A 15,129-nucleotide genomic window follows, 5' to 3' on the forward strand; every position below is an offset into this window, starting at 1 on the left:
GACCAAAGCACAAGACCCCAGCCGTCAGTACATCCACTTGCGGACCATGGCCGGGCCCCAGCGTGCCGACAGCCAGGCCTCGGCCTGCGCGTCCCCATCGTCCCGCCCCTGTGCCGTGGCCTGCGCGGTGCACAAGGCCATCAGGGCCAGCGCCTCCAGATAGTCGCCCACGTCGTCAAACACCCGGGTCAGCAGCGGCGCGCTGTCGTGGTCTAGGTACCAGACCGCGCCGTCGGTCCGGCTGAAGCACCACAGGTTGCCATTGCCCAGGTAGTCCCCAAAGGCCACCAGGTCCGCGATGCCAGCGCGCAGCGTGGCGGCGTCCTGCGGATCGGCCATGGCCACGATATCCATCACGCCGGGAAACACCACCTGCACCGGGCCGATGGCGGCCCAGTCCCTCCCGGGCGCCTGGCCCTCCCACGCTGCCGCCAACAGGCCCTCGGCCCAATCCTGCACGCCAAGGTGCAACCAGTAATCGCGCAATGCCGGGGGCAACGGGCAGCCCAGCCGCCATTCGCACACGCGCAGCGCGGCGCGGCTGATGGGGGTGGGCTGGCACACCTGCATCGCCATCCAGGCATGGGCCTGCAGGCCCAGGTGCCAGAACTGCAGCCGCTGCGGCGCATCCCCAGGGCGGTCCGGCCAGTGCGGTGCGGGCACCTGTGCATCCGCCCAGATCACCGTGTCCTGCGGGGCAAAGCGCTGGCTGTGGCCCAACTCCGCCTGCAGCAGCTGGGGCAGGGACTGGCTCCAGTCCATCTGGCGCAGCACGGCCACGGGCAGCCAAGGGACATAGCCCATGCGCGGCGCATCGGTCCCCGGGCGCACCAGGCAACGGGCGCCAGGCTGCAGCAGGATCGCGCCGGGGTCCGTCTGCGCGGCCGAGGACAGTTGGCGGTGGAGCGCCGCGGGCAGGTCCACCCAGTCCGTCGCCGCCCGCTGTGGCAAGGCCTGCACCAAGGCCGGCAGGTCGTTCAAAATTTGCATTCGCTGTGCCGCGCTTAGACTGCGGCCCTCATGTTGACGCTCAAGCATTTTCACGCGCAGCTGGCCGACGGCCGGCTGGCCGGCGCCCGCCACATCCAGCTCAGCGATGCGCTGACGGAATTTCCACCGGCGCTGTATGCGCTGGCCGACTCGCTGGAGGTGCTGGACCTCTCCCACAACCAGCTGCAGCAGCTGCCCGCGGACCTGCCGCGCCTGCACCAACTGCGCATCCTGTTTGCCTCCCACAACCCCTTCACCGAACTGCCGGCGGTGCTGGGCCAGATGCCCGCGCTGGAGATGGTGGGCTTCAAGTCCTGCCGGATTGCCCATGTGCCCGAGGCCAGCCTGCCCCCACGCCTGCGCTGGCTGATCCTGACCGACAACCAGCTCCGTGCGCTGCCCGCCAGCCTGGGCCAGCGCCCGCGCCTGCAAAAGCTGATGCTGTCGTGCAACCAACTCACCGACCTGCCGGACCTGCGCGCCTGCCAAAGGCTGGAGCTGCTGCGCATCGCCGGCAACCGCTTCACCGCGCTGCCCGCCACGCTGTGGCAGCTGCCGGCGCTGGCCTGGGCGGCGATCGCTGGCAACCCGTTGACGCAAGAAAGTGAGCTGTCCGCGCTTGCTGCATCAGCGCAAACGGCCATTTCCTATCCCCAACTTAGCCTGGGTGCGCTGCTGGGCGAAGGCGCCAGCGGCCACATCCACCAGGCCACCTGCAAGGACAGCGGGGCGGCCATCGCGCTCAAGGTGTTCAAGGCCGCCGCCACCAGCGACGGCAGCCCGCAGTGCGAGCTGGCGGCCGGCCTGGCGGCGGGCCAGCACCCGCAACTGCTCACGCCCCTGGCCCGGGTGGACGGCCACCCGGACGGTCGGCTGGCCATGGCCTTGCCCCTGCTGCCGGCCAGCCTGCGCAACCTGGCCGGCCCACCCAGCCTGGACAGCTGCACGCGCGATGTCTATGCGCCGGACACGGCCTTCACGCCCGCCACCGCCCAGCGCCTGCTGGCCGGCGTGCGCAGCGCGGTGCAGCACCTGCACGACCACGGCGTGCTGCATGGCGACCTGTACGCCCACAACATCCTGTGGGACCCGGCCACGGGCGAGGCCGTGCTCAGCGACCTGGGCGCGGCCGCGCTGACCCACGCTCTGCCCCGCGACCAGGTGGCACAGCTGCAGGCCCTGGAGTGGCGCGCCTTCGCACACCTGGAGGCCGAGGTCCTGGCCCGCTGCGCCTGAGCCATAAAAAAGGGCTGCCCGAAGGCAGCCCAAGTACTTTCACACACGCCAAGAAAATCGTTACTGCAGGAAGGCCGGCTTGGCATAGCCGGCAAACTGCTTGTCCACCACCTGCTTGAACTCCTGCGAACGGAAGGCCTGTTCCAGGTCCTTGGCCCATTGCGCGCCCTGGTCCTTGGTCTTGACGGCCACCACGTTCAGGTAGTGGTCGGGGGTCTTTTCCAGCAGCACGGCATCGCTGAGCTTCAGGCCCGAGGAGATGGCGAAGTTGCCGTTGATGATGGCGAACTGCGTATCCTCCAGCGCCCGCGGCAGGTGGGCGGCGTCCAGCGGCACCAGCTTGATCTTCTTGGGGTTGGCGGCCAGGTCCAGCTCGGACACGCGCAGCGGATTCACCCCCTCCTTGAGCTTGACCAGCCCGGCCTGCTGCAGCAGCAGGATGCCGCGCGCCAGGTTGCTGGGGTCGTTGGGCAGGGCCACGCGGTCGCCTTCCTTCAGCTCCGCCAGGCTCTTGCGCTGCTTGGAATACACGCCCATGGGCGCGATCGGGCCCTGCACCAGGGCCTTCAGGTCCAGCTTGCGGTCGCCCTTGAACTGGTTGAAATACACCTCGTGCTGGAAGAAGTTGGCATCGAGTGAACCATCGGCCAGCGCCAGGTTGGGCTGCACGTAGTCGTTGAACTCCACCAGCTTGACCTTGTAGCCCTTGGCCTTGAGCAGGGGCACGATGCCCGACTGCAGCTGGTCGATGTTGGAGCCGGCCGTGCCGCCGATGACGAGCTGGGGCTTGCTGGCGTCCTGCGCCATGGCGGGGCTGGCGGCCAGGCTGGCCAGTGCCAGGGTGAAAGCCACGGCCGCGCGGCGCTGGGGATTGAAACGGAACATATGGGTCTTGCCTCCTGAGGGTTTGTGCATCACGCGACCTGGGGGTGCGCGCTGATGTCCTGCAGTATCCGCAGGCGTCCTTCAAATCCCAACAAATAAAAAATACGCTGCATATACCCAGAACGCATTAACAGTCGCTCCCTGGATCACCCAGCAGGCACTCCCCAGCGGCACCATGGCGCATGCGGGACACCCAACCGGGGAGGGGCCGCGCGCCGCGGCAAATCAACGACACCCCGCAAGCCCGCCTATCTTTTCTGCAGCGACACCCGTAGAGTGCATCGCAAGAGCAGCCCGATTGCTGCCCTGCGCCCTGACGGGCGCACGTACCGATGACACAACACCAGGAGACGGCCTTGACGCAAGACACCGCCCACCCCGCCCCGCAACGCATCGGGGTGCTCCGCGAAACCTTCCCGCGTGAAAAGCGCGTGGCCACCGTGCCCGATGTGGTGGAAAAACTGCGCCAGCTGGGCTTTGCGGTCGCCATCGAGACCGGCGCCGGCGATGCCGCCAACTTCAGCGACGATGCCTACCGCGCCGTCGGGGCCGAGGTGCTGCCCAGTGCTGCCGCAGTCTGGCAGGCCGCCGACATCGTCTTCAAGGTGCGCCCGCCCACGGCCGACGAGGTCGCGCTAATGCACCCCGGCCAGATCCTGATCGACTTCATCTGGCCGGCACAGAACCCCGAACTGATGCAGCAACTGGCCGCCCGGCAGGTGACGGTGCTGGCCATCGATGCACTGCCGCGCACGCTGTCGCGCGCCCAGAAGATGGATGCGCTGACCTCCATGGCCGGCGTCTCCGGCTACCGCGCCGTGATCGAGGCGGCCAACGCCTTTGGCCGCTTCTTCAACGGCCAGATCACTGCGGCGGGCAAGGTGCCCCCGGCCAAGGTGTTCATTGCCGGGGCCGGCGTGGCCGGCCTGTCGGCGATTGGCACGGCCGCCAACATGGGCGCCATCGTGCGGGCCAATGACACGCGCGCCGAGGTGGCCGACCAGGTCACCTCGCTGGGCGGCGAGTTCGTCAAGGTCGACTACGAGGAAGACGGCGCGGGCGGCGGCGGCTACGCCAAGGTGATGAGCGAGGGCTTTCAGGCCGCGCAACGCCAGATGTATGCGCAGCAGGCCCAGGATGCCGACATCATCATCACCACGGCGCTGATCCCCGGCAAGCCGGCTCCCAAGCTGATCACGGCCGAGATGGTGCGCAGCATGAAGCCCGGCAGCGTGATCGTGGACATGGCGGCCGAACAAGGCGGCAACTGCGAGCTGACCGTGGCCGACGAAGCCCTGGTGCGCTACGGCGTCACCATCATCGGCTACACCGACCTGGCCTCGCGCCTGGCCAAGCAGTCGTCCACGCTGTACGCCACCAACCTGCTGCGCCTGACCGAGGAGCTGTGCAAGGCCAAGAACGGCGTGGCCGTGGTCAACATGGAGGACGACGCGATCCGCGGCCTCACGGTGATCAAGGACGGCACCATCACCTGGCCGGCGCCCCCGCTGGTGGTGGCGCCCAAACCCGCACCGACCGCCACCGCAGCCACGCCGGCGGCCGAGACCAAGAAGAAAGGCGGCCACGGCCACGGCAGCAGCGGCCCGCTGCCGGCCAGGACGCTGGCCCTCCTGTTTGCCGTGGTGGCCCTGGCGTTCTGGGGCATCGGCGCCTATGCGCCGGCGGCCTTCCTGGGGCACTTCACGGTGTTCGTGCTGGCCTGCTTCATCGGCTACATGGTGGTATGGAACGTGACGCCAGCCCTGCACACGCCGCTGATGAGCGTGACCAATGCCATCTCCAGCATCATCGCCCTCGGCGCCCTGGTGCAGATTGCGCCGCCGGGCACGGCCGGCACGGGACGGCCGGATGAGCTGATTCGCTGGCTAGCCCTTGCTGCGCTTGTGCTGACAGCTATCAATATGTTCGGCGGCTTTGCCGTCACGCGCCGCATGCTGGCCATGTTCCGCAAATAACAAGCACGAGCAGCAGAGAGCAACACCATGTCCCAAAGTCTCGCAACGGTGGCCTACCTGGGCGCCGCCATTTTGTTCATCCTGAGCCTGGGTGGCCTGTCCAACCCCGAAACCTCGCGCCGCGGCAATCTGTTCGGCATGGTCGGCATGGCCCTGGCCGTGCTGGCCACCGTGTTCGGCCCGCGCGTCAGTGCCGAGGGCATGGCCTGGATCGTCGGCGCCCTGGTCGTCGGCGGCGGCATCGGCCTGTACGCGGCCAAGGTCGTGAAGATGACACAGATGCCCGAGCTGGTGGCGCTGATGCACAGCCTGGTCGGCCTGGCCGCCTGCCTGGTCGGCTTTGCTAGCTATGTCGACACCTCCACCCCGCTGCAAGGTGCCGAGCAACTGATCCACGAGGTGGAGATCTATGTCGGCATCCTGATCGGTGCCGTGACCTTCTCAGGTTCGCTGATTGCCTTCGGCAAGCTCAACGGCCGCATCGGCGGCAAGCCGCTGCTGCTGCCGGCGCGCCACTGGCTCAACCTGGCGGCCCTGCTGCTGGTGATCGGGTTCGGCCGCGAATTCCTGCGCGCCGAAACCATTGCCCAGGGCATGCTGCCGCTGGTTGTGATGACCGCCATCGCCCTGCTGTTCGGCATCCATATGGTCATGGCCATCGGCGGCGCCGACATGCCCGTGGTGGTGTCCATGCTCAACAGCTACTCGGGCTGGGCCGCGGCGGCCACGGGTTTCATGCTGGGCAATGACCTGCTGATCGTCACCGGCGCGCTGGTGGGCTCCTCGGGCGCCATCCTGAGCTACATCATGTGCCAGGCCATGAACCGCAACTTCCTGAGCGTGATTGCCGGCGGCTTTGGCTCGGGCACACCGGCCAAGGCGGGCGGTGCTGCCGCCCAGCCCCAGGGCGAGGTCACCGCCATCAGCGCCATGGAAACGGCCGACCTGCTGCGCGAAGCCAAACGCGTCATCATCGTGCCCGGCTACGGCATGGCCGTGGCCCAGGCCCAGCACACGGTCAACGAGATCACCAAGGCGCTGCGCGCCAAGGGCGTGCAGGTGCAGTTCGCCATCCACCCCGTCGCCGGGCGCATGCCCGGCCACATGAATGTGCTGCTGGCCGAGGCCAAGGTGCCCTACGACATCGTGATGGAGATGGACGAGATCAACGACGACTTCCCCGAGGCCGATGTGGCCATGGTGATCGGTGCCAACGACATCGTGAACCCGGCCGCCCAGGACGACCCGGCCAGCCCCATCGCCGGCATGCCGGTGCTGGAAGTCTGGCGCGCCCGGCAGTCCGTCGTCATGAAGCGGTCCATGGCCTCCGGCTATGCCGGCGTGGACAACCCACTGTTCTACAAGGACAACAACCGCATGCTGTTTGGCGATGCCAAGAAGATGCTGGACGAGGTGCTGACGGCGCTGCGCGCCTGAGGACGGCCGCTGCGCCGCCCGCCGGCACTGCGGTTGGTACCAGCGACCAGCGGCGCCTAGGGGCCGGCCGGTCTCGGCCCGCGCGTCAGGGGCGCAGGTGGATCTGCGACTGGATCACCACCCCCTGGGGGGGCAAGGGCGCGACGTACACGGGGTAGGGCTGCTGGTAGACCACGGGGCGGTCCTTGCATTTGCGCTTTTCCTTGTACTCGCCGTTCTTCTTCCACTCGCGCTTGACCTTGCACTGGCCATCCCAGAACTCTTGCTTGTGCGCGTGGTGGCGGTGTTCGTGCTTGCGGTAGTGGCGGTGGTCGTCGTCATCTCCCGCCCAACTGGTGAACGGCAGGGCCAGCAGGAGAACGGGCAGACCCATCGTGGCAAGGATTCGTGGCATGGTGCAGTGCTTCACAGTGGTGGCTGACGCCGCAAGCCTAGGCCCGAAAACGCGCCACATTTTGTAAAAGCCGTGTGCGCCGCTTACAGCGTGGGCCTGTGCACCGGACGGGGCAGGCCCTGCGCCCCGCCTACCTCGCCAGCCGTACCTCCACCAGGGTGCCCCACGGGCCGGCAGTGCCGGCGGACGGCCACAAAAAAAGCAGCCCGCAGGCTGCTTGGTCAGGACCCGTCGGCCGCGCGGGCCCACCTCACTGCAGGAACGCAGGCTTCATGTAGCCCACGAACTTGGTGTCCACCACCTGCTTGAAGGCGGGCGAGCGGTAGGCCTCGGCCAGGTCCTTGGCCCACTGGGCGGTTTCGTTGCCGGTCTTGACGGCCACCACGTTCAGGTACTGGTCGGGGGTCTTTTCCAGGATCACGGCTTCCGTCAGCTTCAGGCCCGAGGACATGGCGAAGTTGCCGTTGACCACCACGAAGTCCGCGTCTTCCAGCGCGCGGGGCAGGTGGGCCGCATCCAGGGGCAGGAACTTGAGCTTGTGCTTGTTCTCGGCCAGGTCCAGCTCAGACACGCGGGCGGGGTTCACACCGTCCTTGATCTTGATGAGGCCGGCGTTCTGCAGCACCAGCAGGGCACGCGCCAGGTTGCTGGGGTCGTTGGGCAGGGCCACGCGGGCGCCGGCCTTCAGCTCGTTGATGCTCTTGAACTTCTTGGAGTACACGCCCATGGGGGCCACGGGGCCTTGCACGATGGCCGTCAGCTTGAGCTTGCGGTCGGAGGTGAACTGGTCGAAATAGGCACGGTGCTGGAAGAAGTTGGCATCCAGCGAACCATCGTCCAGCGCCAGGTTGGGCTGCACATAGTCGTTGAACTCGATCAGCTTGACGGTGTAACCCTTGGCCTTGAGCTGGGGCACGATGCCTTCTTGCAGCAGGTCGTAGTTGGATCCGGCGGTGGCGCCAATGCGCAGCTGCTTCTTGGTGGCGTCCTGGGCCATGGCAGGGGCGGCCAGGATGCCGGCCACGGCCAGCGCGGCGGCGGTCAGCACGGCACGGCGGCCGGCAGCGCCAGCCTGGAAGGAATTGCGATCAAACATGTGGTGACTCCCTGGGAATGCAATGACCGGCCTGCGCGAGAATGCGTGTCCACGCGGATGGACCAGACCGTTTATCGGCATGCAGTATGCCGGCATTCAGGGTAAACCCCAAAGATTTAAAAACCATCTATTTATTCCCGTTCGCTATAAACCAGCCACTTGACCACGACGAGGTGCACATTGACCGCAACGCTTTTGGCACATGCCGGGCACATCGCCCGGGTACAGGGCATCCAGGTGGGCCACTTCACCGACCCGCGCCGCCCCACGGGCTGCAGCGTGGTGCTGTGCCCGCAAGGGGCTGTGGGGGGCGTGGATGTGCGCGGCGCCGCCCCCGGCACGCGCGAGACCGATCTGCTGGACCCCAGCCACCTGGTGCAGCAGGTGCACGGCATCACCCTGTCCGGCGGCAGCGCCTGGGGGCTGGATGCCGCCAGCGGCACGGTGCGCTGGCTGGAGGAGCAAGGCGCCGGACTGGACATCGGCGTGGGCCGCATCCCGCTGGTGCCGGCGGCCGTGCTGTTTGACGTGATGCTGGGCGACATGCGCATCCGCCCCGATGCCGCCGCGGGCTACGCGGCCTGCCAGGCCGCCAGCCATGAGCGCCCGGCCGAAGGCAGCGTGGGCGCGGGCGCCGGTGCCGTGGTGGGCAAGATTTTTGGGCACGCGCGGGCCATGAAGGGCGGCATCGGCACCGCCAGCTTCACCGTGGACGGCGTGACCGTGGGCGCGCTGGTGGCCTGCAATGCGCTGGGCGATGTCTACCACCCGCACACCGGCCAGCTGCTGGCCGGCGCCCGCACCGCCGATGGCCAGCAGTTGCTGGGCGCGCGCGACGCGCTGCTGCGCGGCGAGGCGCCCAGCGCCATCCTGGCCGGCAGCAACACCACCCTCGGCGTGGTGGCCACCGATGCCCAGATCACCAAGCCCCAGGCACAGCGCCTGGCCACCGTAGCCCACGACGGGCTGGCGCGCGCCATCAACCCGGTGCACACCATGAGCGACGGCGACACCCTGTTTGCCCTGGGCACGGGCCAGTCGGGGCGCAACCTGGGGCTGATGACGCTGTTCACCCTGGCGGCCGAGGCCGTGGCCCTGGCCACGGCACGCGCCATTTTGCTGGCGCAGTCGGTGGACGTGGCCGGCCAGGAACGCCTGCCCAGCTGGTCCGACTGGCAGGCGCGCACCCACGCTTGACCCATAAAAAAAGAGCAGGCAGCGCTGGATGCACAAGGGATTCAGCATCAAAACTGCCTGAACCCCATAGCCATCGCACGCTACCTGCTCTCATAGATGAAGGACGTGCGCCGCGCTGGCCCCACGCGCCCTCCTGACGGCCCCAGCGGGCCGCCTTAGCCGTTCAGTCCACCGTGGCGCCCGAGGCCTTGACCACCGGCGCCCAGGTCTGCACCTCCTGGCGGATGAAGTTGCCGAAGTCCTGCGGCGTGTTCTTCTGCGACACGGCCCCCAGCTTGGCATAGGCCTGCTGCACCTCGGGCTTGTCAAACGCGGCATTCATGGCCTTGTTCAGCTTGTCCACCACCTCCTTGGGTGTGCCCTTGGGCGCGATCAGGCCGAACCACGAGGTCACATCAAACGGCGCGACACCGCTTTCCTCCAGCGTGGGCACATCGGGCGCCGAGGGCGAGCGGGTCTTGGTGGTCACCGCCAGGGCCTTGAGCTTGCCCGACTGCACATGCGGCCACGAGGCCGGCATGTTGTCGAACATGAACTGCACCTGGCCGCCGATCAAATCCGTCACCGCCGGTGCGCTGCCCTTGTACGGAATGTGCTGGGTTTTCAGGCCCGTGCGCACCTTGAACATCTCGCCCGCCATGTGGATGGAGGTGCCACTGCCCGAGGAGGCGTAGGAAATCTTGTCGTTGTTGGCCCGCGCCCAGGCGATGAACTCCTTGACGTTGTTGGCCGGCACGCTGGGGTGCACCACCAGGATGTTGGGCACCTTGGCGCCCAGGGCCACGGCCTCGAAGTCGCGGTTCAGATCGAACTTCACGTTCGGGTACAGCGTCTGGTTGATGGCACTGGTCACCGCCACGAACAGCAGGGTATAGCCATCGGGGGCTGCGGCCTTGACGGCTTCGGTGGCGATGTTGCTGCCCCCGCCGGGCCGGTTTTCCACGATGAAGGACTGGCCCAGGGACTCTGTCAGCTCCTTGGCCATGATGCGCGCCACCACGTCGGTGGTACCCCCGGCGGAAAAACCGACCACCACGCGCACCGGCTTGTTGGGGTAGTCCGAGGCCCAGCTGCTGCACACAGCGGCAGAAGCCAGCACACCAATGCCCAGTTGGGCGCACGCACGGCGGGAAAGCGAAAAATCAAAGCGCATGGGGAAAGTCTCCTGTGATCGTTATGGCGGCCACACTTGGCGCCAGCGTGGCGCTTGATGGATATCAAGGAGTGTCTTTATACCGACGATGTGGCGACTTTCCCGAGGGGGTTAACCCCGCCTGGGTACACCCTGGCCGCCATCCCACCGGCAGCCCCCCATCGCCAGCGGATGGGTTGCTGGTTGCAGCACCGTCGCCCATGACCCCATGGCTTCCTCGCCGCGTGGGTGTTTGATCGCAACGCAGACGCAGTGCGCACCCCACCCACGGATGCCTGTACCCCCAAGGCCAGCCACCATGCAAAAAGGCTCCCGAAGGAGCCTTTGATGCAGGGCACAACAATTACTTGAGGGCCTTGTAGCGGAAGCGCTTGGGGGCAGCGCCCTCTTCGCCCAGGCGCTTCTTCTTGTCGGCCTCGTACTCCTGGTAGTTGCCGTCGAAGAACACCCACTGCGAGTCACCTTCGGCCGCCAGGATGTGCGTGGCGATACGGTCCAGGAACCAGCGATCGTGCGAGATCACCAGCACGGTGCCGGCGTACTCCAGCAGCGCGTCTTCCAGCGCACGCAGGGTTTCCACGTCCAAGTCGTTCGAGGGTTCGTCCAGCAGCAGCACGTTGCCGCCCTGGATCAGGGTCTTGGCCAAGTGCAGGCGGCCACGCTCACCACCCGACAGCATGCCGACCTTCTTTTGCTGGTCCTGGCCGTTAAAGTTGAAGCGACCTGCGTAGGCGCGCGACGCCATGGTGAACTTGCCCACGTTGATCATGTCCAGACCACCGGAGATGTCTTCCCACACGGTCTTCTCGTCGGCCAGCGCATCGCGGTGCTGGTCGACGAAGGCCATCTTCACGGTCTGGCCGATTTCCACGGTGCCGGAATCGGGTTGTTCCTTGCCGGCGATCAGCTTGAACAGGGTCGACTTACCAGCGCCGTTGGGGCCGATGATGCCGACGATGGCGCCAGCCGGAATGTTCATCGACAGGTTGTCGATCAGCAGACGGTCGCCAAACGCCTTGGAGACGTTGTGGAACTCAATGACCTTGGAGCCCAGACGTTCAGCCACAGGAATGAAGATTTCCTGGGTTTCGTTGCGGCGCTGGTATTCGTAATCGCTCAGTTCCTCGAAGCGTGCAATACGCGCCTTGGACTTGGCCTGGCGGCCCTTGGCATTCTGGCGCACCCACTCCAGCTCCTTCTTCAGGGCCTTGGCGCGCGCTTCCTCGCCCTTTTGCTCGGCTTCCAGGCGGTTGCCCTTCTGGATCAGCCAGTCGGAGTAGTTACCCTTATAGGGGATGCCGTGGCCACGGTCCAGTTCCAGAATCCACTCGGCGGCGTTGTCCAGGAAGTAGCGGTCGTGGGTGATGGCCACCACGGTGCCGGAGAAGCGGTGCAGGAACTGCTCCAGCCAGTCCACGGACTCGGCGTCCAAGTGGTTGGTGGGTTCGTCCAGCAGCAGCATGTCGGGCTTGGACAGCAGCAGCTTGCACAGCGCCACGCGGCGCTTTTCACCACCGGACAGCAGGCCCACCTTGGCATCCCAGGCGGGCAGGCGCAGCGCATCGGCCGCGATTTCCAGTTGGTGCTCGGAGTCGGTGCCAGCGGCGGCAATGATGGCCTCCAGCTCGCCCTGCTCGGCCGCCAGCGCGTCAAAGTCGGCATCTTCCTCGGCGTAGGCCGCATACACCTCTTCCAGGCGTGCCTTGGCGTTGTTCACCTCGGCCATGGCTTCTTCTACGGCCTGGCGCACGGTGTGCTCGGGGTTGAGCTGGGGCTCCTGCGGCAGGTAGCCGATGGACAGGCCCTGCATGGGAATGGCTTCGCCTTCGAACTCCTTGTCCACGCCGGCCATGATCTTCAGCAGCGAAGACTTGCCCGAGCCATTCAGACCCAGCACGCCGATCTTGGCGCCGGGGAAGAAACTGAGCGAAATGTCCTTCAAGATCTGGCGCTTGGGGGGCACCGTCTTGGTCAGGTGGTTCATCGAAAAGACGTATTGAGCCATGTGTTTGTCAGCAGATTCTTTTAAAAAAATACAAATTTGGCGCTCATTGCACAGGCGCCCCAACCACTGATTATCTCCGCATGCGACAATACCCACCGTCAGGGGCTCCAGTTTCCCCTTGGCATCAGCATTCAGCTGGGGACGAAGGCTCGCCAACCCAAGCGATTCCGGCTCCCACTTCCTGTGAATCTCATCTGCCTACGACTGGCTGGGCAACCGCTGCGGTTGCTGCGACAGGCTGATACCCCGCGCCCGGATGGGCGTATCGACAACAATGACATTTGAAGAATTGAACCTGGCACCTGCCATCGTCAAGGCAGTGCTCGAGCAGGGCTACGAAAACCCGACCCCAATCCAGGCCCAGGCCATTCCCGCCGTGTTGACTGGCAAGGACCTGCTGGCCGGCGCACAGACCGGCACCGGCAAGACAGCAGCCTTCTCGCTGCCCATCCTGCACCGCCTGACCCAGGGCGGCACCAGCCACCCCGCCGGTGGCATCCGCGCCCTGATCCTGACGCCCACCCGCGAACTGGCCGCGCAGATTGAAGAAAACATCCGCGGCTACTCCAAGTACCTGGACATCAGCTCCACCGTGATCTTCGGGGGCGTGGGTATGAAGCCCCAAATCGACCGCATCCGCAAGGGTGTGGACATCCTGGTGGCCACCCCCGGCCGCCTGCTGGACCTGCAGCAGCAAGGCTTCATGGACCTGTCCCAGGTCGAAGTGCTGGTGCTGGACGAAGCCGACCGCATGCTGGACATGGGTTTCATCCACGACGTGAAGAAGATCCTGGCCCTGGTGCCCTCGAACAAGCAAAGCCTGCTGTTCTCGGCCACCTTCAGCGACGACATCCGCGCCCTGGCCAACGGCCTGCTCAAGAACCCCGAGAGCATCCAGGTCACGCCACGCAACACCACGGTGCAGCGCATCAAGCAGGTGATCCACCCCGTGGGCCGCGCCAAGAAGAAGCAGGTGCTGCTGCACATCATCAACGACAACCAGTGGAACCAGGTGCTGGTGTTCACACGCACCAAGTTCGGCGCCAACAACGTGGCCGAATTCCTGACCAAGAATGGCGTCACCGCCATGGCGCTGCACGGCAACAAGAGCCAGAGCGCCCGCACCCAGGCGCTGGCCGGCTTCAAGACCGGTGAACTGCGCGCCCTGGTGGCCACCGACATCGCGGCCCGCGGCATCGACATCGACGAGCTGCCGCACGTCGTGAACTACGAGATCCCCAACGTGCCCGAAGACTACGTGCACCGCATCGGCCGCACCGGCCGCGCGGGCCGCGAAGGGCATGCCGTGAGCCTGGTCTGCATGGACGAAGAAGGCTTCATGATGGAGATCGAACGCTTCACCAAGCAGGAAATCCCCGTGGTGCCCCTGGAAGGCTTCGGCCCTGACGAAGGTGAGAAGGCCGAACCCATCGCCATGGGTCGCCAGACCATCTGTGGCGGTGCCGGCAAGCCACCGAGCCGCGACGTCATGCAGGCCGCCGCCAAGGCCGCCCGCCAGGAAATGATGGAGCGCATCCGCACCACCAAGAGTGCCCAGTCCGACCGTGGCGGTCAGCGCAACCCGCGTGCGCCCCGTGCTGAAGGCCAGCCGGCCGATGGCGAGGCCGGTGCCTCGCAAGGCGCACGCCGTGGCGGCGCGCGCCGCCCGGCACGCCAGGGCTTTGCCCCCCGCGACAACGCCGGCACCAACTTCGAAGGCCGTACCGACGGCAACGCCGAGCGCGCACCCCGTGCCGAAGCCTTGGACCAGGACGGCCAGCCACGCCGCAGCGGCCAGGGTTACAACCGTTCGCGCCAGCGTCCCTCGCGCGACAACCCACGCGGCGCCGAAGCCCCACGCGGCCCGGCCAGCCACGCCAGTGCCGGTGGCCAACCCCGCCCAGCCCGCCAGCCTGGCGGCGACAACTACGGCAACAGCCGCTTCGAAGACCAACCCCCGCGCCCCAATGCCCACCTGGGCACGCAGCTGGGCAACCCTGTCTCGCGCGGCCCCCGCGCCGGTGGCTCGGCCCAGCCCGACCCCACCCGCACCAGCATCGACCTGATGATGGAACGCCCACGCCGCGCCGGTGGCGGTGGCTTCCGCGGCAACAATGGCGGCGGCGGCATGGGTGGTGGCGGCAATCGCCGCCGCAGCGGCGGCGGTGGCGGCGGCTTCAACCGCTAAGCCCAGTGGTCCAGCGCTGCGCCGCTGGACACTGCTTGCCCGGCTCCACCTGCACACACCGGTGCGCACGGCGGCCCGCCACACGGCAAGCGCCTTGCACTGACACGGCAACAGAAAACCTGGGCGTTAACATGCGCCCAGCTTCGGTTTTCACCCTCACGCTGTGCCCCCGGCGGCTGCCACAGCCCGGCGGGCACACACCTCCACTTGGATTTCTGAGGTTCACAGCACTATGACAAAGCCCTTCGCCCCTGTCTTCGCGCCGTACCAGGAACGCCCAGGCACCGCCTTCGCCACCCACGCCGCGCGCGTGGCCCTGGCAGGCACCGCACTCGCCCTGGCAGCCTGCTCCAGCACGCCGCTGCCACCCTGGCCCTCGACAGGTAGCCGCTCGCAGCCTCCTGCAGTGGCCCCAGCTGCCGCGCCGGCTCCGGCAGCCAGCACCCATACTGGCAGCCCCCGTCCTGCAGCCGCCAGCGTCACCCCGGTGGCGCCCAGCAACATGCTGGAGGCCCTGCCCTACAGCGCCGCGATTGCCGAACTGTTTCCCGACCCCGCAGAGCGCTACAGCA

General features: G+C 66.9%; 11 protein-coding genes and 1 pseudogene. 6 read left to right on the forward strand and 6 right to left on the reverse strand.

Going from position 1 to position 15,129, the window contains the following annotated elements; translation table 11 throughout:
* Positions 1 to 24: 24 nt before the first annotated feature.
* Complete coding sequence (locus CA2_RS05010) at positions 25 to 990, reverse strand: SMI1/KNR4 family protein (RefSeq protein ID WP_042413286.1); 966 nt, start codon at positions 988 to 990, stop codon at positions 25 to 27.
* A 30-nt stretch (positions 991 to 1,020) separates the two neighbouring features.
* Here CA2_RS05010 and CA2_RS05015 point away from each other — a divergent pair, with 30 nt between their 5' ends.
* Positions 1,021 to 2,226, forward strand: a complete 1,206-nt coding sequence (locus tag CA2_RS05015) for a leucine-rich repeat-containing protein kinase family protein (RefSeq protein ID WP_042413288.1) — start codon at positions 1,021 to 1,023, stop codon at positions 2,224 to 2,226.
* Positions 2,227 to 2,286: 60 nt separating this feature from the next.
* On the opposite strand, the gene CA2_RS05020 is transcribed toward CA2_RS05015, so the two are convergent.
* Positions 2,287 to 3,111 carry a MetQ/NlpA family ABC transporter substrate-binding protein gene (locus tag CA2_RS05020; RefSeq protein WP_042413291.1) on the reverse strand — a complete coding sequence of 275 codons (825 nt, stop codon included), beginning with the start codon at positions 3,109 to 3,111 and terminating at the stop codon, positions 2,287 to 2,289.
* Positions 3,112 to 3,509: 398 nt separating this feature from the next.
* On the opposite strand from CA2_RS05020, the gene CA2_RS05025 reads away from it, so the two are divergent.
* Both CA2_RS05025 and pntB read left to right on the forward strand, forming a co-directional pair.
* Entirely contained in the window at positions 3,510 to 5,087 is a 1,578-nt protein-coding gene (locus CA2_RS05025) for a Re/Si-specific NAD(P)(+) transhydrogenase subunit alpha (RefSeq protein WP_245620885.1), read from the forward strand.
* 27 nt (positions 5,088 to 5,114) lie between these two features.
* Complete coding sequence (pntB, locus tag CA2_RS05030) at positions 5,115 to 6,524, forward strand: Re/Si-specific NAD(P)(+) transhydrogenase subunit beta (RefSeq protein ID WP_042413294.1); 1,410 nt, start codon at positions 5,115 to 5,117, stop codon at positions 6,522 to 6,524.
* 85 nt (positions 6,525 to 6,609) lie between these two features.
* On the opposite strand, the gene CA2_RS05035 is transcribed toward pntB, so the two are convergent.
* Both CA2_RS05035 and CA2_RS05040 read right to left on the reverse strand, forming a co-directional pair.
* Complete coding sequence (locus CA2_RS05035) at positions 6,610 to 6,918, reverse strand: hypothetical protein (protein ID WP_042413313.1); 309 nt, start codon at positions 6,916 to 6,918, stop codon at positions 6,610 to 6,612.
* 250 nt (positions 6,919 to 7,168) lie between these two features.
* A complete protein-coding gene (locus tag CA2_RS05040) occupies positions 7,169 to 8,014 on the reverse strand; it encodes a MetQ/NlpA family ABC transporter substrate-binding protein (protein WP_042413296.1) in 846 nt (281 codons plus the stop codon).
* A gap of 180 nt (positions 8,015 to 8,194) precedes the next feature.
* Between CA2_RS05040 and CA2_RS05045 the strand changes: the two genes are divergently transcribed.
* Complete coding sequence (locus CA2_RS05045) at positions 8,195 to 9,211, forward strand: P1 family peptidase (protein WP_042413298.1); 1,017 nt, start codon at positions 8,195 to 8,197, stop codon at positions 9,209 to 9,211.
* 163 nt (positions 9,212 to 9,374) lie between these two features.
* On the opposite strand, the gene CA2_RS05050 is transcribed toward CA2_RS05045, so the two are convergent.
* Together CA2_RS05050 and ettA are read right to left on the reverse strand one after the other, a co-directional pair.
* Positions 9,375 to 10,364: a Bug family tripartite tricarboxylate transporter substrate binding protein gene (locus tag CA2_RS05050; RefSeq protein ID WP_042413300.1), complete on the reverse strand. Its 990-nt coding sequence runs from the start codon at positions 10,362 to 10,364 to the stop codon at positions 9,375 to 9,377.
* Positions 10,365 to 10,707: 343 nt separating this feature from the next.
* Positions 10,708 to 12,369: an energy-dependent translational throttle protein EttA gene (gene ettA / locus CA2_RS05055; RefSeq protein WP_042413302.1), complete on the reverse strand. Its 1,662-nt coding sequence runs from the start codon at positions 12,367 to 12,369 to the stop codon at positions 10,708 to 10,710.
* A 274-nt stretch (positions 12,370 to 12,643) separates the two neighbouring features.
* Between ettA and CA2_RS05060 the strand changes: the two genes are divergently transcribed.
* Positions 12,644 to 14,557 (forward strand): DEAD/DEAH box helicase, encoded by a 1,914-nt coding sequence (locus CA2_RS05060; RefSeq protein ID WP_042413303.1) that lies wholly within the window; start codon positions 12,644 to 12,646, stop codon positions 14,555 to 14,557.
* 232 nt (positions 14,558 to 14,789) lie between these two features.
* A pseudogene (locus tag CA2_RS05065) lies at positions 14,790 to 15,129 on the forward strand (peptidase M14); the annotation flags it as partial.

Source organism: Comamonas aquatica NBRC 14918, from assembly GCF_000739875.1.
Lineage (GTDB): Bacteria > Pseudomonadota > Gammaproteobacteria > Burkholderiales > Burkholderiaceae_C > Comamonas > Comamonas aquatica.